The sequence below is a fragment of the Sphingopyxis sp. MWB1 genome (assembly GCF_000763945.1).
Lineage (GTDB): Bacteria > Pseudomonadota > Alphaproteobacteria > Sphingomonadales > Sphingomonadaceae > Sphingopyxis.
This window is the reverse complement of the sequence record NZ_JQFJ01000002.1, coordinates 2,225,703-2,246,716: the sequence shown is the minus strand read 5'-3', so window position 1 is coordinate 2,246,716 and position 21,014 is coordinate 2,225,703. Positions and strand designations below refer to the sequence as shown.

At 64.6% G+C, this 21,014-nt stretch carries 22 protein-coding genes and 1 pseudogene; 12 read left to right on the top strand and 11 right to left on the bottom strand.

All coding sequences use genetic code 11. From position 1 onward, the window contains the following. Nucleotides 1-128 precede the first annotated feature (128 nt). The 4 genes and pseudogenes from JV18_RS0111225 to JV18_RS15065 all read left to right on the top strand — a co-directional run. Nucleotides 129-590, top strand: a complete 462-nt coding sequence (locus tag JV18_RS0111225; protein ID WP_235303181.1) for a RecX family transcriptional regulator — start codon at nucleotides 129-131, stop codon at nucleotides 588-590. Nucleotides 591-637: 47 nt separating this feature from the next. Continuing rightward, complete coding sequence (locus JV18_RS0111220) at nucleotides 638-1,099, top strand: DUF192 domain-containing protein (protein ID WP_033074557.1); 462 nt, start codon at nucleotides 638-640, stop codon at nucleotides 1,097-1,099. 65 nt (nucleotides 1,100-1,164) lie between these two features. Beyond that, a complete protein-coding gene (locus tag JV18_RS0111215) occupies nucleotides 1,165-1,551 on the top strand; it encodes an NADH:ubiquinone oxidoreductase subunit NDUFA12 (RefSeq protein ID WP_033074556.1) in 387 nt (128 codons plus the stop codon). A 176-nt stretch (nucleotides 1,552-1,727) separates the two neighbouring features. Beyond that, nucleotides 1,728-1,964: pseudogene (locus JV18_RS15065) on the top strand (DUF2155 domain-containing protein); the annotation flags it as partial. A 35-nt stretch (nucleotides 1,965-1,999) separates the two neighbouring features. Here JV18_RS15065 and aat read toward each other — a convergent pair. Both aat and JV18_RS0111200 read right to left on the bottom strand, forming a co-directional pair. Next, nucleotides 2,000-2,770: a leucyl/phenylalanyl-tRNA--protein transferase gene (gene aat / locus JV18_RS0111205; RefSeq protein WP_033075278.1), complete on the bottom strand. Its 771-nt coding sequence runs from the start codon at nucleotides 2,768-2,770 to the stop codon at nucleotides 2,000-2,002. A gap of 41 nt (nucleotides 2,771-2,811) precedes the next feature. Next, complete coding sequence (locus tag JV18_RS0111200; RefSeq protein WP_033074555.1) at nucleotides 2,812-3,642, bottom strand: class I SAM-dependent methyltransferase; 831 nt, start codon at nucleotides 3,640-3,642, stop codon at nucleotides 2,812-2,814. A gap of 83 nt (nucleotides 3,643-3,725) precedes the next feature. Here JV18_RS0111200 and JV18_RS0111195 point away from each other — a divergent pair, with 83 nt between their 5' ends. Next, on the top strand, nucleotides 3,726-3,926 hold the full coding sequence (locus JV18_RS0111195) for a hypothetical protein (RefSeq protein ID WP_033074554.1): 201 nt from the start codon (nucleotides 3,726-3,728) through the stop codon (nucleotides 3,924-3,926). Nucleotides 3,927-3,998: 72 nt separating this feature from the next. On the opposite strand, the gene JV18_RS0111190 is transcribed toward JV18_RS0111195, so the two are convergent. From JV18_RS0111190 to JV18_RS0111165, 6 genes are all read right to left on the bottom strand, one after another. Continuing rightward, on the bottom strand, nucleotides 3,999-5,513 hold the full coding sequence (locus JV18_RS0111190; RefSeq protein WP_033074553.1) for a CpaF family protein: 1,515 nt from the start codon (nucleotides 5,511-5,513) through the stop codon (nucleotides 3,999-4,001). 421 nt (nucleotides 5,514-5,934) lie between these two features. Then, nucleotides 5,935-6,192, bottom strand: a complete 258-nt coding sequence (locus JV18_RS0111185) for an ATP synthase F1 subunit epsilon (protein ID WP_033075277.1) — start codon at nucleotides 6,190-6,192, stop codon at nucleotides 5,935-5,937. 54 nt (nucleotides 6,193-6,246) lie between these two features. Continuing rightward, a complete protein-coding gene (gene atpD, locus JV18_RS0111180; RefSeq protein ID WP_235303179.1) occupies nucleotides 6,247-7,785 on the bottom strand; it encodes a F0F1 ATP synthase subunit beta in 1,539 nt (512 codons plus the stop codon). A gap of 55 nt (nucleotides 7,786-7,840) precedes the next feature. Then, nucleotides 7,841-8,716 carry a F0F1 ATP synthase subunit gamma gene (locus JV18_RS0111175; protein ID WP_033074552.1) on the bottom strand — a complete coding sequence of 292 codons (876 nt, stop codon included), beginning with the start codon at nucleotides 8,714-8,716 and terminating at the stop codon, nucleotides 7,841-7,843. Between the two features lie 55 nt (nucleotides 8,717-8,771). Continuing rightward, entirely contained in the window at nucleotides 8,772-10,301 is a 1,530-nt protein-coding gene (atpA, locus tag JV18_RS0111170) for a F0F1 ATP synthase subunit alpha (RefSeq protein WP_033074551.1), read from the bottom strand. A 3-nt stretch (nucleotides 10,302-10,304) separates the two neighbouring features. After that, nucleotides 10,305-10,871 carry a F0F1 ATP synthase subunit delta gene (locus JV18_RS0111165; protein WP_033074550.1) on the bottom strand — a complete coding sequence of 189 codons (567 nt, stop codon included), beginning with the start codon at nucleotides 10,869-10,871 and terminating at the stop codon, nucleotides 10,305-10,307. 212 nt (nucleotides 10,872-11,083) lie between these two features. On the opposite strand from JV18_RS0111165, the gene JV18_RS0111160 reads away from it, so the two are divergent. Then, nucleotides 11,084-11,752 (top strand): dienelactone hydrolase family protein, encoded by a 669-nt coding sequence (locus JV18_RS0111160; RefSeq protein ID WP_327195762.1) that lies wholly within the window; start codon nucleotides 11,084-11,086, stop codon nucleotides 11,750-11,752. Between the two features lie 76 nt (nucleotides 11,753-11,828). Then, a complete protein-coding gene (locus tag JV18_RS0111155) occupies nucleotides 11,829-12,377 on the top strand; it encodes a putative immunity protein (RefSeq protein ID WP_033074548.1) in 549 nt (182 codons plus the stop codon). Between the two features lie 28 nt (nucleotides 12,378-12,405). On the opposite strand, the gene JV18_RS0111150 is transcribed toward JV18_RS0111155, so the two are convergent. Continuing rightward, nucleotides 12,406-13,932 carry a S1C family serine protease gene (locus tag JV18_RS0111150; RefSeq protein ID WP_033074547.1) on the bottom strand — a complete coding sequence of 509 codons (1,527 nt, stop codon included), beginning with the start codon at nucleotides 13,930-13,932 and terminating at the stop codon, nucleotides 12,406-12,408. Between the two features lie 172 nt (nucleotides 13,933-14,104). On the opposite strand from JV18_RS0111150, the gene JV18_RS0111145 reads away from it, so the two are divergent. From JV18_RS0111145 to JV18_RS0111130, 4 genes are all read left to right on the top strand, one after another. Further along, a complete protein-coding gene (locus JV18_RS0111145) occupies nucleotides 14,105-14,575 on the top strand; it encodes a DUF1203 domain-containing protein (protein WP_033074546.1) in 471 nt (156 codons plus the stop codon). 94 nt (nucleotides 14,576-14,669) lie between these two features. After that, a complete protein-coding gene (locus JV18_RS0111140) occupies nucleotides 14,670-15,131 on the top strand; it encodes a DUF1203 domain-containing protein (protein WP_033074545.1) in 462 nt (153 codons plus the stop codon). Between the two features lie 3 nt (nucleotides 15,132-15,134). Further along, nucleotides 15,135-16,196 carry a bifunctional DNA-binding transcriptional regulator/O6-methylguanine-DNA methyltransferase Ada gene (ada, locus tag JV18_RS0111135; protein ID WP_033074544.1) on the top strand — a complete coding sequence of 354 codons (1,062 nt, stop codon included), beginning with the start codon at nucleotides 15,135-15,137 and terminating at the stop codon, nucleotides 16,194-16,196. Nucleotides 16,197-16,240: 44 nt separating this feature from the next. Then, nucleotides 16,241-16,999 (top strand): isocitrate lyase/PEP mutase family protein, encoded by a 759-nt coding sequence (locus JV18_RS0111130; RefSeq protein WP_033074543.1) that lies wholly within the window; start codon nucleotides 16,241-16,243, stop codon nucleotides 16,997-16,999. A gap of 12 nt (nucleotides 17,000-17,011) precedes the next feature. On the opposite strand, the gene JV18_RS0111125 is transcribed toward JV18_RS0111130, so the two are convergent. Together JV18_RS0111125 and JV18_RS0111120 are read right to left on the bottom strand one after the other, a co-directional pair. Beyond that, nucleotides 17,012-19,180 (bottom strand): primosomal protein N', encoded by a 2,169-nt coding sequence (locus tag JV18_RS0111125; protein ID WP_033074542.1) that lies wholly within the window; start codon nucleotides 19,178-19,180, stop codon nucleotides 17,012-17,014. 84 nt (nucleotides 19,181-19,264) lie between these two features. Next, complete coding sequence (locus JV18_RS0111120) at nucleotides 19,265-19,924, bottom strand: 5'-methylthioadenosine/S-adenosylhomocysteine nucleosidase family protein (RefSeq protein ID WP_033074541.1); 660 nt, start codon at nucleotides 19,922-19,924, stop codon at nucleotides 19,265-19,267. 114 nt (nucleotides 19,925-20,038) lie between these two features. Between JV18_RS0111120 and JV18_RS0111115 the strand changes: the two genes are divergently transcribed. Beyond that, a complete protein-coding gene (locus tag JV18_RS0111115) occupies nucleotides 20,039-20,998 on the top strand; it encodes a bile acid:sodium symporter family protein (protein WP_033074540.1) in 960 nt (319 codons plus the stop codon). The last annotated feature ends 16 nt before the right edge of the window (nucleotides 20,999-21,014 follow it).

Here is a 21,014-nt window from a genome sequence, read left to right as displayed (position 1 = left end):
TGGCATAAACATGGCATATGGCCAACCGCCGCGCTCGATCCGACCGATCCAGAAAGCCTTTGGACGCAGCCCGCCTCCACGAGCTGGCGCTTTCCTATGTCGCGCGATATGCGACTTCAAAAGGCAAGTTGGCGCGTTATCTTCACCGAAAAATATATGAATCGGAATGGGTTGAAGATAGCGACCCGATGATGGCGGCCGAGGCGGCCGTCGACAAGATGGAACGGCTCGCCTTTCTGGATGATCGCCAATATGCCGCGATGCGCGGGAGCGCGCTGACCCGCCGCGGACTGGGGCCGCGGCGGGTTGAAATGCAATTGCGTATCGACGGAATCGCACAAGAGGACGCCGACGAAGCGCTCGCCACTGCTACGGCGGCGGCGAACGACGCGGCGCTGCGTTTTGCACGGCGACGGCGTCTGGGCCCCTTTGCCGTCAGCGCACCCGAGGATCCTGCCCGGCGCGAACGGCAGGTCGCCGCCTTTGTCCGCGCTGGGCACGCCCCGGCGCTGGCGCGTCGCATCCTGGCTCTTGCCCCCGGCGACGAAAGCGCGCTGGAGACGCTGGACGAAGACGTATCAGGGGATTAGGCCGAGCCTCCACCCCATCTGGTCGCATGCAAAAAGGCAGTTTGTCGATGAACCGGATTCTGACCGCGCTTGCGCTGATTATTGCCGTGCCGTTGAGCGGATGCGAAACGGGCGCTCCTTTGTCTGCCGAAGAAAAAGCGACCGCAATGGTGGCGATTGTCATGGGAGACGAAACCCATCGCTTTAACGTCGAGGTGGCGCGCACCCCCGAAGAGCAGGAGCGCGGGCTGATGTATCGCACCAGCCTGCCGCCCGACGGCGGAATGATCTTTCCCTTTGAAAAGCCCCGTATCGCCAGTTTCTGGATGCGAAATACGCGCATCCCGCTCGACATGATCTTTATCCGCGCCGACGGCAGCATCGACCGAATCGCCGAAAATACGATCCCCGAATCGCTTGAACCCGTGGCAAGCGGCGGCGAGGTGGCGGCGGTTCTGGAACTTGCTGGCGGAACCGCCGCACGCCTGGGCCTTGATGAAAGCGCGAGCGTGCGCTGGGAAGAGCGCTAATTTCCGTTACGAGGGCGGCTTTCACGCTTGCGAAGCCCCGCCCACTGGCTGTAAACGCCCACGCTATGAGCATTTTGGGCAAGATCTTCACCTGGTGGGACGGCGCAACCGTCGGTACGCTGCTGAACAGCTGGAAAAATGGCGAGTTTGTCGGCGAAGACGGCCTCGGAAACCGCTATTATCGCGCGCGCAAGGGCCCCCGCCGCTGGGTCATTTATAATGGATCGAACGACGCAAGCCGGGTGCCGCCCGAGTGGCACGGCTGGCTGCACGGCACTTTCGACGAATTGCCCGAAGAAATCCTGCCAGCGCCGCGCCCCTGGCTTGCTGACCCCACCCCCAATCTGACCGGCAGCGCTGCTGCCTATCGCCCGGCGGGAGCGCTGGAGCGCGGCGGACAGCGCGCCGCGGCCACCGGCGATTATGAGGCCTGGCGGCCGGGCGCCGAGTGAGCGCAGCCGGATCGCGTCGTCGGCTCTGCGCCATCCTCACCGCGCTGACTGCGGCGGCGGGGCTTGCGGCTTGCGATACCGCGACTGACCAACAGAAGGCAGCCCCCACCCCTGCGGAGGCGGCACGGTCCGACCGTATTGCCGACGAAGTGGGCGGACTGGAGGGCGTCACGCCGATGGCCGAGCGTGTGGCTGTGCTGGGCCTCCTTAACAAGCGCAACGGGCTGGTCCGCGATCTGGAAATGAAGCCCGGCGAATCGACGCGGGTTGGCCGCGCCATCGTGCGTCTGCGCGCCTGCGAAGCGACGCCCCCTTGGGAAAGTCCGGCAGAAACTGGCGCTTTCGTCCAGTTGACCGTGCAGGATCAGCGCGACGACCAATGGTATCGCGTCTTTTCAGGCTGGCTGTTCCGCGAACGGCCCGACCGCAATGTGATCGAGCATCCGATTTACGACGTGTTCGTCAAAAGCTGTGCGATGACATATCCGGGCGGCGAACTGGTCGAGCGATCCGCCCCCGCATCCGACACCGCCAAATCGGCGCCCAAGGCATCGAGCGCGCCCCAGTCGCCCGCGACAAAGGGCGGCGAGACAGGGGCGGCGCCATCGGCACCCGCGCCCAAGGCCGCACCTTCCCCCGCCCCTTCGGACAGCACCGAATAAAGCCGCGCCAGATAGTCGGACTGGGGGATTTCAATCGCCCCCAGCCGCGCCAGATGCGGCGTGATGAACTGGCAATCGAGCAGCCGCCAGCCGCCTGCGCGCAGCCGCGCGACCAGATGGGCGAGCGCAACCTTTGACGCATCGCGCGCGCGGCTGACCATCGATTCGCCGAAAAAGGCGCGCCCCAGCGTTACGCCATAAAGCCCGCCGACGAGCGCGCCGTCCTGCCAGCATTCGATGCTGTGGGCATGGCCCAGACGAAAAAGACGCTGATAGCTCGCCGCGATCAGCGGATTGATCCAGGTCGTTGGCCGGTCGGGCGCGGGTTGGGCACAAAGCGCCATGATCCCGGCAAAATCGCGGTCGGCGGTGACGTGGAAACGCTCGGCAACGATGGTTTTTCGCAAGCTGCGTGACAGGTGAAAGCCGTCCAGCGGCAAAATGGCGCGCAACCGGGGCTCGACCCAATGGACCGACGGGTCATCCGCCCCGTCGGCCATGGGAAACAGCCCCTGCGCATAAGCGCTAAGCAGCAGCGCGGGGTCGATCGATTCGATGGGACGGGTCACAACAAGGCTGCTTTCGTCCCGCCCGTCCGTCAGCCCGCCGGCTTTACGAATTTCAGCGTCATGCGATCCGATTCGCCGATGGCGAGGTATTTTTCGCGGTCTCTTTCGCCTTCGCGCAGCACGGGAGGCAGGGTCCACACACCCTTTTCATAATCATGCGTGTCTTTGGGATTGGCGTTGATGTCGCTTTCATCGGCGAGTTTGAAACCGGCCGCTTCGGCAAAGGCGATCACCGAGGAGCGCTTCATATAGCCGCTTTTTTCCTCCAGGGCCGCATCCATATCCTCGGGCAGACGATGCTCGACGACGCCCAGCACGCCGCCGGGTTTCAGCATGGCATAGATTTGCTGAAAGGCATTGGCAGTGTTGTCGGTGCCACCGAAGCGCCAGTTGTGGACGTTGCGAAAGGTCAGCACGACATCGGCGCTGCCATCGGCAACCTTGGGATTATCGCCCGCATGCGGAAACTCGGCAAATTTCACCGCGCCATAGGCGGCAGCGTCGGCGGCTTGTTTTTCTTTGATACGGTTGAGCCCGCGCTCCCAGGGCGCGGCGACATAGAGTGTGCCGCCGCCCGCCTTGGTGAGCGGCGCCAATATTTCGGTGTACCAGCCGCCGCCGGGCCAAAGCTCGACGACCGTTTCCCCGCCCGTCACTCCAAAAAAGGCAAGCGTTTCGGCAGGATGGCGATATTTGTCGCGCAGCTTGTTATCCGCGCTGCGAGTCGGTGCGGCGACCGCGGCGGCAAGAGCATCCGCGGAAGCGGCGGCTTCGGTAGCGGTGGCGTTGGGCGACGGCGCCGTGCAGGCGGCGGCGGCGGTCAGCATGGCGGCTATTGCAACGGGTCGGAAATGACGCATATCGGCACCTCTTTTAGATAAGGGGCGCGCACCGAAGGACCCGGCCGCGCTGGGGCGCGCATAGTGCGAAGGGAAGGGCCGAGATGCAAGTGTCGATGCTGACGGTCGCAGCGGCGTCGGCGGGGCTGTTCGCCCTCGCCGAAATTGCCCAATGGCGCCGCAACAACCGCCGCGATGTCGACAAGGTCGGCTTCATGCCATGGCGCGGGATCGCGCTTGCCTCGGCGGGGGTGGCGCTGCTCAGCCTCGCGCTGTGGGTGCATGGCGGCGGCGGGATAAGCTGAGGAGCGATGGCAGGAGGCGGGGCCCCGCCCTCGCGGGGGCACATGTTACGCAATGCCCGTTGATCAGAGGATTTAGAGACAGGCCTCGAGGTAAGGCTGGTCGAAACCGAATTGGCGTGCCTTTTCAAGCGTATAGGGGCGAAGGCCCATCGAGCGATATTCGCCGACGATCTTGCCGTCCTTGTCCTCGTCGAGATATTCGAACTTGAACAGCTCCTGGGTGACGATCACGTCGCCTTCCATGCCGATCACTTCGGTGACATTGGTGACGCGGCGCGAACCGTCACGCAGGCGCTTGATCTGGACGATCAGGTCGACCGAGTCGGCAATCTGTTTCGAAATGGCTTCCTTCGGGATCTTGATGTCGCCCATCAGCACCATATTTTCCATACGGCCAAGGCATTCGCGCGGGCTGTTCGAGTGGAGCGTACACATCGACCCGTCGTGACCCGTATTCATCGCGGCGAGGAGGTCGAAACATTCGCTGCCGCGAACCTCACCCATGATGATGCGGTCGGGACGCATACGCAGCGCGTTCTTGACGAGATCGCCCATGTGGATCGCGCCATTTCCTTCAAGGTTCGCGGGGCGCGTTTCGAGCGGCAGCCAGTGCGGCTGTTGCAGGCGAAGCTCGGCGGCGTCCTCGATCGTCAGCACGCGCTCGCCGGGGTCGATCATCTTGGACAGCGCGTTGAGCATGGTCGTCTTGCCCGAGCCGGTGCCGCCCGAGATGACGATGTTGAAGCGGCTGGCGCCCGCGATCTTCAGCGCGGTGCACATCTTCTGGCTCATCGCGCCCCACTGACACAGCATGTCGAGCGTGATCGGCTTGGCCGAGAATTTACGGATCGAGATGGCGGTGCCGCGCAAGGAAAGCGGCGGGACGATCACGTTGACGCGGCTGCCATCCTTCAAACGCGCGTCGGCGAGCGGGGTGGTCTGGTCGACGCGGCGGCCGACCTGGTTGCAGATGCGCTGCGCGATCTGGAAAAGATGCTGTTCGTCGCGAAACTGGATCGGCGCGATGACCAGTTGCCCCTTGCGCTCCACATAGGTCTGGTACGGGCCGTTGACCATGATGTCGCTGATGTCGGGGTCGGCGAGCAATTCTTCGAGCGGGCCAAAGCCGAGCAGTTCGTCGACGAGCACTTTTTCGAGCGCGAACTGCTCGCGGCGGTTCAGCGTGATGCGCAGCTCGGCGAGCACTTCGAGGATGATGGGGCGAAATTCCTCGGTCAGCTCATCCTTGCTCAGCGTCGCGGCGGCTTCGGGATCGACGCGTTCGAGCAGGCGCGGGAGCACCTGTTCCTTGATCTTGTGAACGCTCGCTTCAAAGCCCTGCGCCTTTTCCGGCTCCACCGCTTCGGCGGTGGAACGCGCGTTCAGCCGGTCCATCGCTTCGAGTTCGGGTGCGCCCTCAGTGGGCGCGAGAAGATTGGTCGGCGGCGCTTCGGCAGAAGAAGGAGCATGGGTGTCGATCGGCGGAAATTGCGCGCCGCCGGCGGAGCCCCCACCACCCTGCATGGGCTTGGCTACCCCGAAGGCGGGGCGCCCTGCGGTCCCGGGTCGACGTCCGAATGCACTCATATGATGGTCCTGCCCTCAGATCTTCCTTCCGGGCGGCAGGTCGGCCCATGCCGACCACCCCCAGTCGACAGGGTGAATAAATTGGAAACTTTGATATTCTCCTAATGCCGCGCTGAGGGCGCCCGAGTCTTTATGGACGTGGACCAGGCGAGAGGATGGCTGACTTGTCGCCTCTCTCAATTCCGTCATTGCGACCCCGGCAGCGCCGGGCGAAGCAATCTCCAGCCCTTGTCCGTGCCATGCCGATAGCAGGGGATTGCTTCGGCTCCCGGACGGGGTCCGGGCTCCTCGCAATGACGAAAGATGCTGGGGCGGTGGATGCCGGATCAAGTCCGGCATGACGAAGGGGGCAAGATGGGCGCTGCCCGCCGCATGAAAAAGGGGCCCGAAGGCCCCTTTGATCCCATGATATCGCGAGGCCTTAGCCCGCAATATGTTCGGCAAGGACGGTGAGGCCCTTTTCATTGACCTCGGCAAAGCCGCCTTCGATTTCGATCGTTTCCGGCTCGCCACCTGCCGAGGCATAGATGGTCAGAGGGCCGTTGCGCAGCGTCGCCATAAAGGGCGCATGGCCTTCGAGCACCGAGAAATCGCCTTCGCTTCCCGGCACGGTGACCATGTGAACCTCGCTCGATCGTTCGAGGCGAGCAGGAGTGACGAGTTCGAATTTCAGCGCCATCATCTTCATCCTAAAACCCTTCCCCCGAAACAGGCCGGGGGAAGGGTCGTTATCTTATGCGTCTTCGGCGAGCTTCGCGGCCTTGGCGACCGCTTCGTCGATGCCGCCGACCATGTAGAAGGCCGCTTCGGGCAGATGGTCATATTCGCCATCGACCACTGCCTTGAACGATTTGATCGTGTCTTCCAGCTGGACGAACTTGCCCGGGATGTTGGTGAAGACTTCGGCAACGTGGAAGGGCTGCGACAGGAAGCGCTGGATCTTGCGCGCGCGCGCAACGGTCAGCTTATCTTCCTCGCTCAGCTCGTCCATGCCGAGAATGGCGATGATGTCCTGAAGCGACTTGTACTTTTGCAGCGTTTCCTGAACGCGGCGCGCCGTTTCATAATGTTCCTGACCAACGATGCGCGGTTCCAGCATGCGGCTGGTCGAATCGAGCGGGTCAACCGCGGGGTAAATGCCCAGCTCCGAAATGGCGCGGTTGAGGTTGGTCGTCGCGTCCAAGTGGGCGAAGCTGGTCGCCGGCGCGGGGTCGGTCAAGTCATCTGCGGGAACGTAAATCGCCTGCACGGAGGTAATCGAGCCCTTGGTGGTCGAGGTGATGCGTTCCTGCAGCGCGCCCATGTCGGTCGACAGCGTCGGCTGATAACCCACGGCCGAGGGAATACGGCCGAGCAGCGCCGACACTTCCGAACCCGCCTGGGTGAAGCGGAAGATATTGTCGACGAAGAAGAGCACGTCCTGCCCTTCCTGGTCGCGGAAATATTCGGCCATGGTGAGGCCCGACAGCGCCACGCGGGCACGTGCGCCCGGGGGTTCGTTCATCTGACCGAACACCAGCGCCACTTTCGACCCATCAGGGGTCGGGTTGCCGTCGGCGTCCTTGGCGATAACGCCGGCGTCGAGGAATTCGTGATAGAGGTCATTGCCTTCGCGGGTGCGTTCGCCGACGCCCGCAAAGACCGACACGCCGCCATGACCCTTGGCGATATTGTTGATCAGTTCCTGAATAAGAACCGTCTTGCCAACGCCCGCGCCGCCGAACAGGCCGATCTTGCCGCCACGCGCATAGGGGGCGAGAAGGTCGATCACCTTGATGCCGGTGACGAGGATCGCCGCTTCGGTCGACTGGTCGATAAATTCGGGAGCCGGCGCGTGGATCGGCGCCGACATGTCGCTGCCCACCGGGCCGCGCTCGTCAATGGGGTCGCCGATGACATTCATGATGCGGCCGAGCGTCTTGGGGCCGACGGGAACCGAAATCTGCGCACCGGTGTCGGCCACGGGCTGGCCCCGGGTCAGACCGTCGGTCGCGTCCATGGCGATGGTGCGAACGGTGTTTTCGCCCAGATGCTGCGCGACTTCGAGGACGAGGCGGTTGCCGCCATTGTCGGTTTCAAGCGCGTTCAGAATTGCAGGAAGCTCACCGTCGAACTGCACGTCAACGACAGCGCCGATCACCTGCGCGATGCGGCCGGTGCCGGAAACGGTCGTCGCAGCTGCGGATGCGGCGGCTTTCTTGGGAGCAGCCGGCTTCTTCGGCGCGGCCTTTTTGGCGGGAGCCTTTTTTTCGGGGGCAGGTGCGGTTGCCATTGTCTTCTTCCTCGGTTGATCGGTCAGAGCGCTTCCGCGCCAGCGATTGGTTGGGCTATAGCGCTTCCGCGCCAGCAATGATTTCGATGAGTTCGGTCGTGATCGCCGCCTGGCGCGTGCGGTTGTACACGATGGTCAGCTTGTTGATCAGCTCGCCCGCATTGCGCGTCGCATTGTCCATCGCGGTCATCGACGCACCCTGTTCGGAGGCGGCATTTTCAAGCAGGCCCTTGAAAATCTGGATGGTGACATTGCGCGGGAGCAGGTCAGCGAGAATCTCCTCTTCGCCGGGCTCATATTCCACCGCTGCACCCGTCGAAACCGGCGCCGTTTCGGGGGCAGGAACGGGGATGATCTGCTGGCCGGTGGCTTCCTGAACCAGCGCCGAGCGGAATTTCGAATAGAAAAGATGCGCAACGTCGAACGCGCCGGCTTCGAACATTTCGCTCAGCTTTTCGGCGATTTCCGACGCCTGGTCGAAACCGATATCCCGAAGGCCGGTCGTTTCATAATGTTCGACGATCTGGCCAGCGAAAAGCCGGTTGATCACCGGACGTCCCTTGCGCCCGACGAGGAAGAAGATGACCTTCTTGCCTTCATTCTGAAGCGCGATGGCCTTGTCGCGGGCGGCCTTGACGATGTTCGAGTTGAACGCGCCGGCGAGGCCGCGGTCGCTGTTGAGAACGAGCAGCAGATGCGTGTCGCTGCGCCCCGTGCCTGCGAGCAGTTTCGGCGCGCTGTCGGCGGCGCCAACCTTGGACGCAAGGCTCGCGACCACGCCCTCAAGCCGTTCGGCATAGGGACGCGCCGCTTCGGCAGCTGCTTGCGCCTTGCGAAGCTTGGCCGCGGCGACCATTTTCTTGGCCTTGGTGATCTTCTGGGTCGATTTGACCGAGTTGATCCGCCCTTTGAGTTCCTTAAGCGATGCCATTACGGCCCCTCTGGTTCGTCAACCCGGCCATGAGGACCGGGCCAACCCAAATGTCTTAAGCGAAAATCTTCGCGAAGGCGTCGAGCGCGGCGACCAGGCCCTTCTTGGCGTCGTCGCCAAGATCCTTGGTCTCGCGGATCGTTTCGAGCACCTGCGGATGGTCGCTGCGCAGATAGGCGAGCATCGCCGTTTCATAGCGCGTTACATCCTGAACCGCGACGGCATCGAGATAGCCGTTGGTGCCCGCGAAGATCGACGCCGTCTGCTCTTCGAACGGCATCGGATTGAACTGCGCCTGCTTCAGAAGCTGGGTCAGGCGCGCACCGCGATTGAGCAGCTTTTGCGTGGCGGCGTCGAGGTCCGAGCCGAACTGGGCAAAGGCTTCCATCTCACGATATTGCGCGAGCTCGAGCTTGATCGAGCCCGACACCTTCTTCATCGCCTTGGTCTGCGCGGCCGAACCGACGCGGCTGACCGAAAGGCCGACGTTAATCGCGGGGCGGATGCCCTGATAGAAGAGGTTGGTTTCAAGGAAGATCTGGCCGTCGGTGATCGAAATCACGTTGGTCGGAATATAGGCCGACACGTCGCCCGCCTGCGTTTCAATGATCGGCAGCGCGGTGAGCGAGCCCGAACCATTGTCGGCGTTCATCTTGGCCGCACGCTCGAGCAGGCGGCTGTGGAGATAGAAAACGTCGCCGGGATAGGCTTCACGGCCCGGCGGACGGCGAAGCAGCAGCGACATCTGGCGATAGGCGACCGCCTGCTTTGACAGATCGTCATAAACGATCACGGCGTGCATGCCATTGTCGCGGAAATATTCGCCCATCGTCACGCCGGCATAGGGCGCAAGATATTGCAGCGGCGCGGGTTCCGATGCCGTCGCAGCGACGACGATCGAATATTCCATCGCACCATTTTCTTCGAGCTGACGAACGATCTGCGCCACGGTCGAACGCTTTTGGCCGACGGCGACATAGATGCAGTACAGCTTCTTCGATTCATCATCGCCCGCGTTGACGGTCTTCTGATTGATGAAGGTGTCGATCGCAACGGCGGTCTTGCCGGTCTGACGGTCGCCGATGATCAGCTCGCGCTGGCCGCGGCCAACGGGGACGAGGGCGTCGAGCGCCTTCAAACCGGTCTGCACGGGCTCGTGAACCGAGGTACGCGGGATGATGCCCGGCGCCTTCACTTCGACGCGCATGCGCTTTTCCGCCTGGATCGGACCCTTGCCGTCAATCGGGTTGCCGAGGCCATCGACCACGCGGCCCAGCAGACCCTTGCCGACGGGGACGTCGACGATGGTGCCGGTACGCTTGACCTGGTCGCCTTCCTTGATCTCGCTGTCCGAGCCAAAGATCACGATGCCGACGTTATCGGCTTCGAGATTCAGCGCCATGCCCTTCACGCCATTGGCGAACTCGACCATTTCACCAGCCTGGACATTGTCGAGGCCGTGGACGCGGGCGATGCCGTCGCCAACCGAGAGCACGGAGCCGATTTCGCTGACGGTGGCGTCGGTTCCAAAATTGGCGATCTGGTCCTTGATGACCTTGCTGATTTCAGCGGCGCGGATTTCCATTGCTTAGCCTTTCATCGCCTGCGCGAAGCTGTTGAGACGGGTACGAATGCTGCCGTCGATCAGCTGGCTGCCCAGCTGGACGACGAGGCCGCCAAGGATGGCGGGATCGACTTTGGCCTGAATCTGGACGTCGCGGCCCACGCGCGTCTTCAGATTGGCGGCAAGCTGCTTGAGCTGATCAGCGGCCAGCGGATGCGCGCTCGTCACCTGGGCGGTGACTTCGCCGCGATAAGCCGCGACGATCGCGTCAAAGGCGCCGATCATGTCGGACAGGTCGGCGAGGCGGCGGTTTTCCGCCAGCACGCCCAGAAAATTCGCGGTCAGCGCGTCGAGCTTCATCGCCTTGGCGACGGCGCCGATGGCCTTGGCGGCATCGGTGCGGCTGACGACCGGGCTGGTCACCAATAATTTCAGGTCCGCCGATTCGCCCAATTCGCTTTTCAACGCCGCGAGGCTTTTTTGAACGCTGTCGATCTGATTCGATTCGCGGGCCAGAGCGAACAGCGCACTGGCATAGCGGCCCGCGAGGCTCGCCGTGATGTTGCCTTGAATGCCGCCGGAATTCTCCACGCGCGAAAGTCCTTTTCTAACGATCCCGTGGGGGATGGGTCGCGCGGTTTTGGCGGAGATTCTGCGAATGCCCCCCACGCGAAGTCGCGGCGCGCCTAGCAACGATTTTGTCGCAATGCAAGCTGGGGCAGCGTTTGCATTTCCCCCCCTGGCCGATAGGAACGGGGTAGGACGCAAGCGCCGACAAAGACGGGGAGGCAAGGATGGGCGAAATGACGCGGATGACGATGGACGATGGCGCCGACATCGCTGTCTATCATGCCAGCGCAAAAGGGACGCGGCGCGGCGGGCTGGTTCTGGTTCAGGAGATATTCGGGGTTACCGACCATATCCGCGAGCTGTGCGATGAATATGCCGATGATGGTTATGAAGTGTTCGCCCCCGCACTGTTCGACCGCGAGCATCCCGGCTTTGAAAGCGATTATTCAGGCGAGGGTCTGGAACGCGCCATCGCGCTGGCGCGCGACATTCATCCGTTCGATCAAAGCCTGAAGGACGCGCAAACCTGTATCGATGCCCTCAAAACGGACGGCCCCGTCTTCATTGTCGGCTATTGCTATGGCGGGTCGGTTGCGTGGCGGATGGCGCAGATCAGCCCTGATCTTGCCGCCGCGTCAGCCTATTATGGCAGCCTGATACCGACGATGTTCAAGGATGAAGCGCCGCGCTGCGCCGCCATCGCTCATTTCGGACGCCATGATGCGGGCATATCGATGGACGGGGTGGAGGCACTCGCCACGCGACGTCACCCGACCGCGGAGATTTTCGTCTATGATGCAGGCCATGGCTTCAACAGCGACCGCCGCAAGGATTACCACCAACCCAGCGCCGATCTGGCCCGCGAACGAACATTGATGCTGTTCAAGGCCTGCGGGGGGTAAGGCCCTCGACATAGGGCGGCAGGCCATCAGCGGTCGGAAACGGGGATGTGAGATACATTGTTGCGGAACAGATGAGATGACCCGATCCATCCAGACCCTGAGCGAGGCTGAACGGCGCCTTGTCGCCGAATGGGCCGCGACCTGCGCCGAACATGTGCTGGGGCTGTTCGAAACAGCTCGGCCCGGCGATGAGCGTCCACGGGCCGCCATTGCGCGGACGCGGGCCTTTGCACAGGGCGAAGTGGATACAGCGTCTGAAATTCGTCGCCGCTTCGCAGGTGGAAGCGCGGCGCAGGATGCAGGCTCGCCCGCCGCTGCGGCGGCGGCCAAGGCCGCGGGGCAGGCGGCAGCGGTTTGCCACATGGGCGCCCACGCGCTGGGTGCCGCAGCTTATGCGATTGAAGCCGTTCGCCTGTCCGCGCTCGATCGTCCCGACGCTGCCGAACAGGAAATCAAATGGCAAATGCGCCAGATGTCAGACGAGGTGCGTGCCGCACTCCGCTCGCTTCCTCCGCTTGGCGAGGATCGCTCCGGACCTCTGGGGCCGGGTCTTCTGGCCTCCGGGCAAATCGGGCGCAACATTTGTGCGCTTCAGGCCAGCCTTGCTGGAGAATGGCCCCTATAACAAGCAGCACGCAGCCAGGCCTGTGCAATCAATCCTTTTTCGCGAGCTTTTGGCATTCATAGACCAGCCGCTCATTGGGGCTGCCGGGCAAGGTCGCGCGAATCGCCTCCTGCTGCGCGGCAAAGGCCGTCATTGCCGCTTCGTCGGCGGCGCAGCTTTTGACGCTCATCGCCGCGCGGGTCGCGCGCGCCTTGGCCATGGTTTCAGCGTCGAGCAGATAGCGTTCGACGCGATACTCCTGCGCCGCCGGGTCGATGGAGGCGATGGTGACGGTTGCTTCCTGATTGGGGACCAATATGCGTTGCCAGCGGCCATCGGCGCCGCGCGCATATTGGGTGCGGTCATTAACGCAGCCCTTTGCATCGATGCTGACGGGCACATCCGCGGTCGAGGAAACAGTGATGCGACTGCGGTTCGGGCGGATGGTGCACAGGAAATCGCCCGCAGCGGCAACCGTTGGCGCCTTGTCTCCGGCGGCGGGTGCGGGCGTGTCCTCGGGAAGGTCGGCGCGGGCGTCGGGGCGGGTGATGAACAGGAGCGCCGCGACGATCATCAAGGCCGCGCCTGCGCCGCCCGCAATTTTGGCGTTGCGGGCTTTCCCTTGTCCATGGAACATCAACCCCGCGCCCGCGCCGAGCGCGCCGATGACAAAGAGCACACCCGCCAGCGCCATGCGGTTCTCGCGCGCGGCGAGCGCCTGTTCTTCAACATGGGCAAGCTTGCGTTCGCGCGTCGCGCGGGCGGCGGCTTCGCTTGCGGCCTTCTCCCTGGCTTCGGCGCGCGCTTCGGCATCGAGCGCGGCGCGGTCGCGCGCATCGGCTTCGGCGAGGCTCAGGCACTGGGTGCCGATGCTGTTATAGCTTTGCCCCGCTTCGGACAGGAAACGCGCGAGCTCGCGCACTGATATGGCAAAGGCAAAGGGCGAGTCGCCATCGTCGGCGCGGGTGATCGCGCTGTTGATACCCACAATCCGGCCGCATTGATCAACGAGCGGCCCACCCGAATTGCCGCGCGAAATCTTGGCGGTGTGGACGAGCATTCCCACGCCGTCGACGCTTTCGCGATTCGACATATTGCCTTCGCTGCGTACCGGATTGCGGGGGGTGATATAGTCGGCGGCGCTGCGCGCCGTCGCGAGGTCGACATTGCCGGGATAGCCCAGCGCGGTGACATCGGCGCCGGCATCGAGCGGCCCTGAATAGACGGCAGCGGGTGGCACCCGCCCCTCGGTCATTTCAATCAGCGCAAGGTCGCGCTGCGTGTCGATGGCGACAAGCCGCGCGGGATAGCTTTTCTTTCCTTCGGACGGAACGACGCCCAGCGCGACATTCTGCGGATATTTAACCGCCGATTCGACGACATGGGCATTGGTGACGATGCGGGTCGGCGAAATGGCGATGCCGCTGCCATGGCCGAAGCCGACAACCTCGCCGTTCATCATCGCGACGGTGACGACGCGCACCACGCTGCGCGACACCGCACTGATATCATCCGCCGCCCGCGCAGGCAGAAGAATGGCGAAAAGGGCGAGCAGCAGGGTCAGCAGACGAGTCATTGCGCGGGAACCTAGTGGCTCCAAGGGCGATGGCAAGGCCGGCATGGTCCGAATCCCCCTGCAGCGCCAAATCGGGGGATATTCATCGCGCCATCTCATCCTGCTTTGACCGCAAACATCGGGAGGTGTCGCCGCCGCGCAAAGCCTATCGGGGAAACGAAAGGATGATGCCATGACCTATTCTATCGCCGGCCTCGACCCCGCCGATTTCGCTCCGTTATTTGCCATGGACGATGCCGCGCTTGCGGAGCGCGGGGCGATGCGCGTAACCGCTGCGGCCCCTAAAAGCTTTCCCTGCCGGATCAGCTTGGTGGATGCTGCCCACGGCGAAACGCTGATCCTGCTTCACCATATCAGCCATGATGTGCCCACCCCCTATCGCAGCGCCTATGCGATTTTCGTGCGGCAGAATGTGGAGGCCGCTCATTATGAAGACCGGGTGCCGCCGGTCTTTGAGCGGCGCCCCATAGCGATGCGCGGCTTTGACGCACAGGGGATGCTGCGCGATGCCAAGCTGGCACTGCCCGGGGAGGCCGATGCCGCGATCCGCGCCTTGTTCGCCGACGAATCCATTGCCTATATCGACGCACATAATGCGGCGCATGGCTGTTTCGCCGCGCGCGTGAGGCGCAGCGAAACCTAGACATCGAACTTGCCCCTCTTTTGATCGCAAGCATCGGGACGCAGCAGCGACAAGGCCATGGCACAAGGGCCCACCCTCAAGGAAAGGATGGATAATGCGCTATCAAATGACCGGCCTTGACCCCGCACCCTTTGCGCCGCTGTTCGCGATGAGCGATGCTGAACTGAGCGCGCGGCGCGCGGTGCGACTGAGCGCAGAGGGGCGCGGCTATCCCTGCCGCATCACCCTCGACGATGTGCCTGCTGGCGAGCAGCTCATTCTAACCCATCATGTCAGCCATGATGTCGAAACCCCGTTCCGCAGCGCCTATGCCATTTATGTCGGACGCGGCGCCCTTCCCGCCACTTATGTCGATGAGCCGCCCCCCGCCTTTACCGGACGAACAATGGCCTTTCGCGGCTTTGACAAAAAAGGAATGCTCGCCGCCGCCCGCCTGGTTCCCGGCGCGGAAAGCGACACGGCGATCCGTGCGCTGTTCGACCGCGCCGATGTCACCTATATTCACGCGCAATATGCGACGAACGGCTGTTTCGCCGCGCGCATCGATAGGGGTTGACCCATGACGCAAGCCACCATGACCGACGACGAACGCTGGGTCGCCGTCCAGCGCCGCGACAAGGCCTATGACGGGCGGTTCGTGACCGGCGTTCTGACCACGGGCATTTATTGTCGGCCAAGCTGCGCCGCGCGCCACCCCTTGCGCGAGAATGTCCGCTTTTTCGCCGACGGGGCGGCGGCGCGCGCCACGGGGCTGCGCCCCTGCAAGCGCTGCCTGCCTGACGATGTTGCGCGCGACGACAGCGCGGTGATCAAGGCGATCGCCGCGATCAAGGCGAGTGAGGAGCCGCTGGCGCTCGCCGATCTCGCGCGCCGCACCGGCTATTCGCCGACACATTTCCAGCGGGTCTTCACCCGCCACACCGGCCTGTCGCCCGCCGCTTATGCCCGCGCCCTGCGCGACGAGCGCGCGCGCAAGGCCTTAAGCGAAGGCGAACGGGTGACCGACGCCATTTATGACGCGGGCTTTTCGGGGCCGTCGCGCTTTTACGAGAATATGGAGGGACGCATGGGCATGGCCGCTTCGGCCTGGGTGAATGGCGGCAAGGGGGCAACGATCCATTGGGCGGTCGTGCCGACGAGCCTGGGGCAGATGCTGGTCGCCGCCACCGACAAGGGGGTGTGCCGCCTGTCGTTCGACGAAGGACGCGAGGCGCTGGAAAAGCGCTTTCCCGCCGCCACCCTGGTCGAAGGGGGCGCGGCCTTTGAAGCGCTGCTCGCCGAAGTGGTCGCAGCGGTCGAGGCGCCGGTGAACGGCTTTGACCATATCCCCATCGATGTGAAGGGCACCGCTTTTCAGGAAGCGGTGTGGCGCGAACTGAGGAAAATCCCCGCGGGCGAGACGCGAAGCTATGCCGAAATCGCCGCCGCTGTCGGCCGCCCCGCCGCAGTGCGCGCGGCGGGCAGCGCCAATGGGGCGAACAATGTCGCGGTGCTGATCCCCTGTCACCGCGTCGTGCGCAGCGACGGCACGCTCGGCGGCTATGCCTATGGCCTGCCGATCAAGGATGAGCTGCTGCGCCGCGAGGGCGCGGCGGGGCAAGCGGGTTTCGACGAATTTTAAGGATAAGGCCGGGTGCCCCCCGGCAAGCGAAAAGGACCGAATATATGACCGACAAGACCCGCGCCTTTGCCGCACTGCATGTTCCGGGCGATCCGCTGATCCTCGTCAATATCTGGGACGCGGGCAGCGCGCGGGCGGTTGCGGCGGCAGGTGCGAAGGCGATCGCTACCGGCAGCTTTGGGGTCGCGGGTGCGCAGGGGCGCGCCGATGGCGAGGATTTTCCGTTGGAGTATGCGCTGGATAATCTCGCGCGGATTCTCGCCGTAACCGACCTTCCCGTTACCATCGATATGGAATCGGGCTATGGCACCGACGCTGCGGCGGTAGGCGCCTCGGTCGCGCAGGCCAAAGCCGCGGGCGCGGTGGGCATCAATATGGAAGACCGGATGCCCGGCGACACCGCGCTGCTTTCGATTTCCGATGCACAGGCCCGCTATCGCGCCGCCGCCGACACGGGCATTTTCGTCAACGCGCGCTGCGACGTTTTTCGCGGGGGCGATATTGCGAGAGATGGCGATGCGCTGGTCGCCGCAACGCTCGAACGCGCGCGCGCCTATGCCGATGCCGGAGCAGGATCACTCTTCGTCCCCTTCCTCCTCGACCCCAAATGCATCGCCGCCATCTGCGAAGCCTCCCCCCTGCCCGTCAATATCTTGCGCGGGAAGGGCGGCCCGACGCACCGTGAACTCGCAGGCCTTGGTGTCGCGCGGATCAGCCACGGCCACCAACCCTGGGCCGCTGCCATGGCCTGGCTGACCGCACAGGCCCAGCAGGTGCTGGGCGGCAGCGAACCCGATTACTGACGCCGGGGGCGTTCAGACGAAGCTGTAAGGATCAATGTCGATGGCGAGGCGCGCCTTGGCGGGCCAGTCGATGCTGCCGACCCAGTCGCGGATGGCGCCTTGCAGGTCGAAGCTGCGCGGGGCGTGGAGGAGCAGGCGGAAACGATGGCGTCCGCGCAGCATCGCTAGCGGCGCGGGCGCGGGGCCATAGATAGACAGGCCGTCGAGCACGGGGGCTTTCTGCCCCAATCGCTGCGCGACGCCGCGCGCCACTTCCATCTCTTCTGACGAGATGATCAGCGCGGCAAAGCGGCCATAGGGCGGCGCGCCTGCCGTTTTGCGCGCGGCGGCCTCGGCGGCATAAAAGCCATCGCGGTCGTTCGCGACGAGCGCCGCCATGACCGGTGCATCGGGAACGCGCGTCTGGATCAGCACTTCGCCGGGCTTCGCCCCGCGCCCCGCGCGCCCCGCGACCTGTGCAATCTGTTGAAAGGTGCGTTCGGACGCGCGCAAATCGCCGCCATCGAGGCCAAGGTCGGCATCGACCACGCCAACGAGGGTGAGGTTGGGGAAATGATAACCCTTGGTCACAAGCTGGGTGCCGATGATGATATCAACCAGCCCGCCCTCGACATTGTCGATAAATTCGGCGGCCTTGGCGGGCGACCACAAAGTATCGCTGGTGACGATAGCGGTGCGCGCGTCGGGGAAGCGCAGCTTGACCTCGTCAGCGACGCGCTCGACGCCGGGGCCGCAGGCGACGAGGCTGTCCTCATCCTCGCATTCGGGACACAGGCGCGGCGGCGGCATGACATGGCCGCAATGGTGGCAGGCGAGGCGGTGGACGAGCCGGTGCTCGACCATCCAGGCGGTGCAATTGGGGCACTGGATGCGATGCCCGCAGGTGCGACAGAGGGTAAGCGGCGCAAAGCCCCGGCGGTTGAGGAAAAGCAGGCTCTGCTCGCCCTTTTGCAACCGGTCAGCAAGCGCTTCGACGAGCGGCGGCGCGAGCCAATGGCCGCGGTCGGGCGGATCGGCGCGCATGTCGATGGCGGCGAGATCAGGCAGCCGCGCCCCGCCATAGCGCGCGGGCAGCGCAATATGGCGATAGCGCCCCGCCTCGACCATCGCGAGACTTTCGAGCGCGGGGGTCGCGCTGGCGAGGATCACCGGCAGCCCTTCGAAAGAGCCGCGCATCACCGCGACGTCGCGCGCGTGATAATGGACGCCATCTTCCTGTTTGAAGCTGGTTTCATGCGCTTCATCGACGATAATCGCGCCGAGATTGGCATAGGGAAGGAAGAGGGCGGAACGCGCACCAACAACGATTTTCGCCTCGCCGCGCGCAATAGCATGCCAGGCGCGGCGGCGCTCGGCCTGGCGCAGCCCCGAATGCCAGGCGACCGGCTCACAGCCGAAACGCGCGGCAAAGCGCGTCAGCATCGGTTCGGTCAGCGCAATTTCGGGAAGCAGGATCAGCACCTGCCGCCCCGCGCGCACCGCTTCGGCCACCGCCTCCATATAGACTTCGGTCTTGCCCGATCCGGTCACCCCGTCGAGGAGAAGCGTCTCGAACTTTCGCGCCGCGACTGCATCGCGAAGCGTCTGCGCCGCGGCGGTCTGTTCTTCCGACAGATCGGGCGGGGCAAAGCCGGGGTCGGGCGCGGGATAGGGCGCGTCGGCGGCGACGCTCACCGCTTCGAGCGCGCCCGTTTGCACCAGCCCGCGAATCACCGCTTCGCTGACCTTCGCCAGCGCCGACAGTTCGCGCACCGTGCCTTGCCGGTCGCCGATCATCTCCATCGCGACGGTCCGTTGCGGCGTCATGCGTTTCGGCAATTCGCCGGTCGCACGATATTCGACGATAGGGCGGCGCGCATCGGCAAAGGCGACGCCGGGAAGCACCATGCGCAGTACCGCACCGGGGGGCGCCAGATAATAGTCGCTCGTCCATTCGACGAGGCGGCGCAGCGGCGCGGGAACCGGCGGGATCGCCACGATTTCATAAAGGCTGCGCAGCCTGTTGTCGCCAACGGGGTCGGGCGCGCCAAAGCTTTCATCTTCCCACACCACCCCGCCAAGCCGCCGCGGACCGAGCGGCGCGATCACGACGCTGCCGAGCGGCGCGGCCTCGCCCTCCGGCACCCGATAGTCAAGCGGGCCGAGGGCGGCGTTAAGAAGAAGGACGCGGGCGCGGGTCATGGAATGACACAGGATATAGGCGCGCGCGAAAAATAGGAAAGCGCCAGATCGGCCTCGCTGCCCCCGAGGGGGCATGGACGCACGTTACGAGGGCAGCGTCGCCACCAGCCGCTCGACCTGCTCGCCCGCGTGACGCGCGGCGCGCACCAGATTGGCGTGGAAATCGCCTGCGCTGTCACCATTGGCTTCGTCGGTGACCGCCTTGATCGCGGCCCAGGGCTTGCCCAGCCGCGCCGCCGCCTGCGCCACCGCAGCGACTTCCATATCGACCAATGTCACCCCCAATGTGGCCGCCAGACCGGCCGCCGCGTCGGGGCAGGCGATGAAGCTGTCGCCGCTGGCGATCCGCGCATGGGGCAGGCCGACGCCCGGATCGGGCATCGCGGAAAAATGCGCCTCGCCCGCTTCCCCCATCGGCCATTCGCCCGCGCGATAGCGGCGAAAAGCTCCCGGATGCGCGGCGCCATAATCATGCTGCACCGCCTCCGCGGTCCAATAGGCGCCGGGCGCCGCGCCCAGCGACCCGCAGGTCCCGCTCATCAGCAACAGGTCGGCCTCGCCGCCCAGCATCCCGGCGCAAAGCGCGGCATGGACCTTGCCCAGCCCGCAGGTCGCGATGGCGAGATCATGGCCATGCCCCGTCAGGTGCCGCACCGCGAAGGGCCCAGCTTGCTCCGTGCCCATATCGGGAAAAAGGGCGGAGGCTTCTTCGGGAAGAGCGGCGAGGATCAGGATGCGGGCCATGGCGTTTTGCATAGGCGGCTTCGCGCGCGATGCAAATGACCAGCCCGTCCCCCGCGCGCAGACGGAGGCGACGATCATCTTGCAAAGGGGGCCGCATCGCGCCATCGCCAGGACATGCTCGCGCGCCTCTTCCCCGACCGCTTCGTCCCGGTGCTCCTCGCAACCCTCGTCATCGCCAGCCTGCTGCCCGTGCGCGGCGCCGGGGTGCCGGTGGCCGAGGCGCTGTCGACCGCCGCGATCATCCTGCTCTTTTTCCTCAACGGCGTGCGCCTGCCGCGCGATGAAGTGCTCCACGGAATCCGCAACTGGAAATTGCAGGGCGGCGCGCTCCTTTTCTGCTTCGGCGCCATGGCGCTGCTTGGCCTTGGCGCGCAGGCGGCGCTCGCCCCGCTGCTCCCCGCCACGCTCGCGCTCGGCTTTCTCTTCCTCGGCATTCTCCCTTCAACGGTCCAGTCGGCGACCGCCGCCAGTTCGATGGCGGGGGGGAATGTCGCCGCCAGCGTCGTTGCCGCCGCGCTGCTCAACCTTTCGGGCGTGATCGCCGCGCCGCTGCTTTTCGCGCTGCTCGCGGGCAGCGAGGGCGATATCAGCGGCGGGGCGGCACTGCGTATCATGCTCATCCTGCTGTTGCCCTTCATCCTCGGCCAATTGGCTCAGCGCTGGCTGCGCCCCTGGGTGCTCGCGCATCGCGGCCTCGCGACGCTGATGGACCGCAGCGCCATCGCCATCGCCGTCTATGTCGCCTTTTCCGCCGCCGTCGTTGCAGGCATCTGGGATCAGCTCGACACGCGCGAGATCGCGCTGGTGCTGGCGGCGGTCGCCCTGTTGCTCGCGCTCGCCTTCGGCGGCGCCTGGGGTCTCGGCGGCGCCTTGCGCCTTGCGCGCGCTGACCGCATCACCCTGCTTTTTTCGGGTGCACAGAAAAGCATCGCGGTGGGCGCGCCGCTCGCCGCCACTCTCTTCCCGCCCGCGACGGCGGGCATGGTGCTGGTGCCCATCCTCGTCTATCATATGGCGCAGCTCATCCTCTCGGCCTGGATCGCGCCGCTGCTGAACCGGTCGCCAGAGGTGTAGTGCTTGAACAACACAG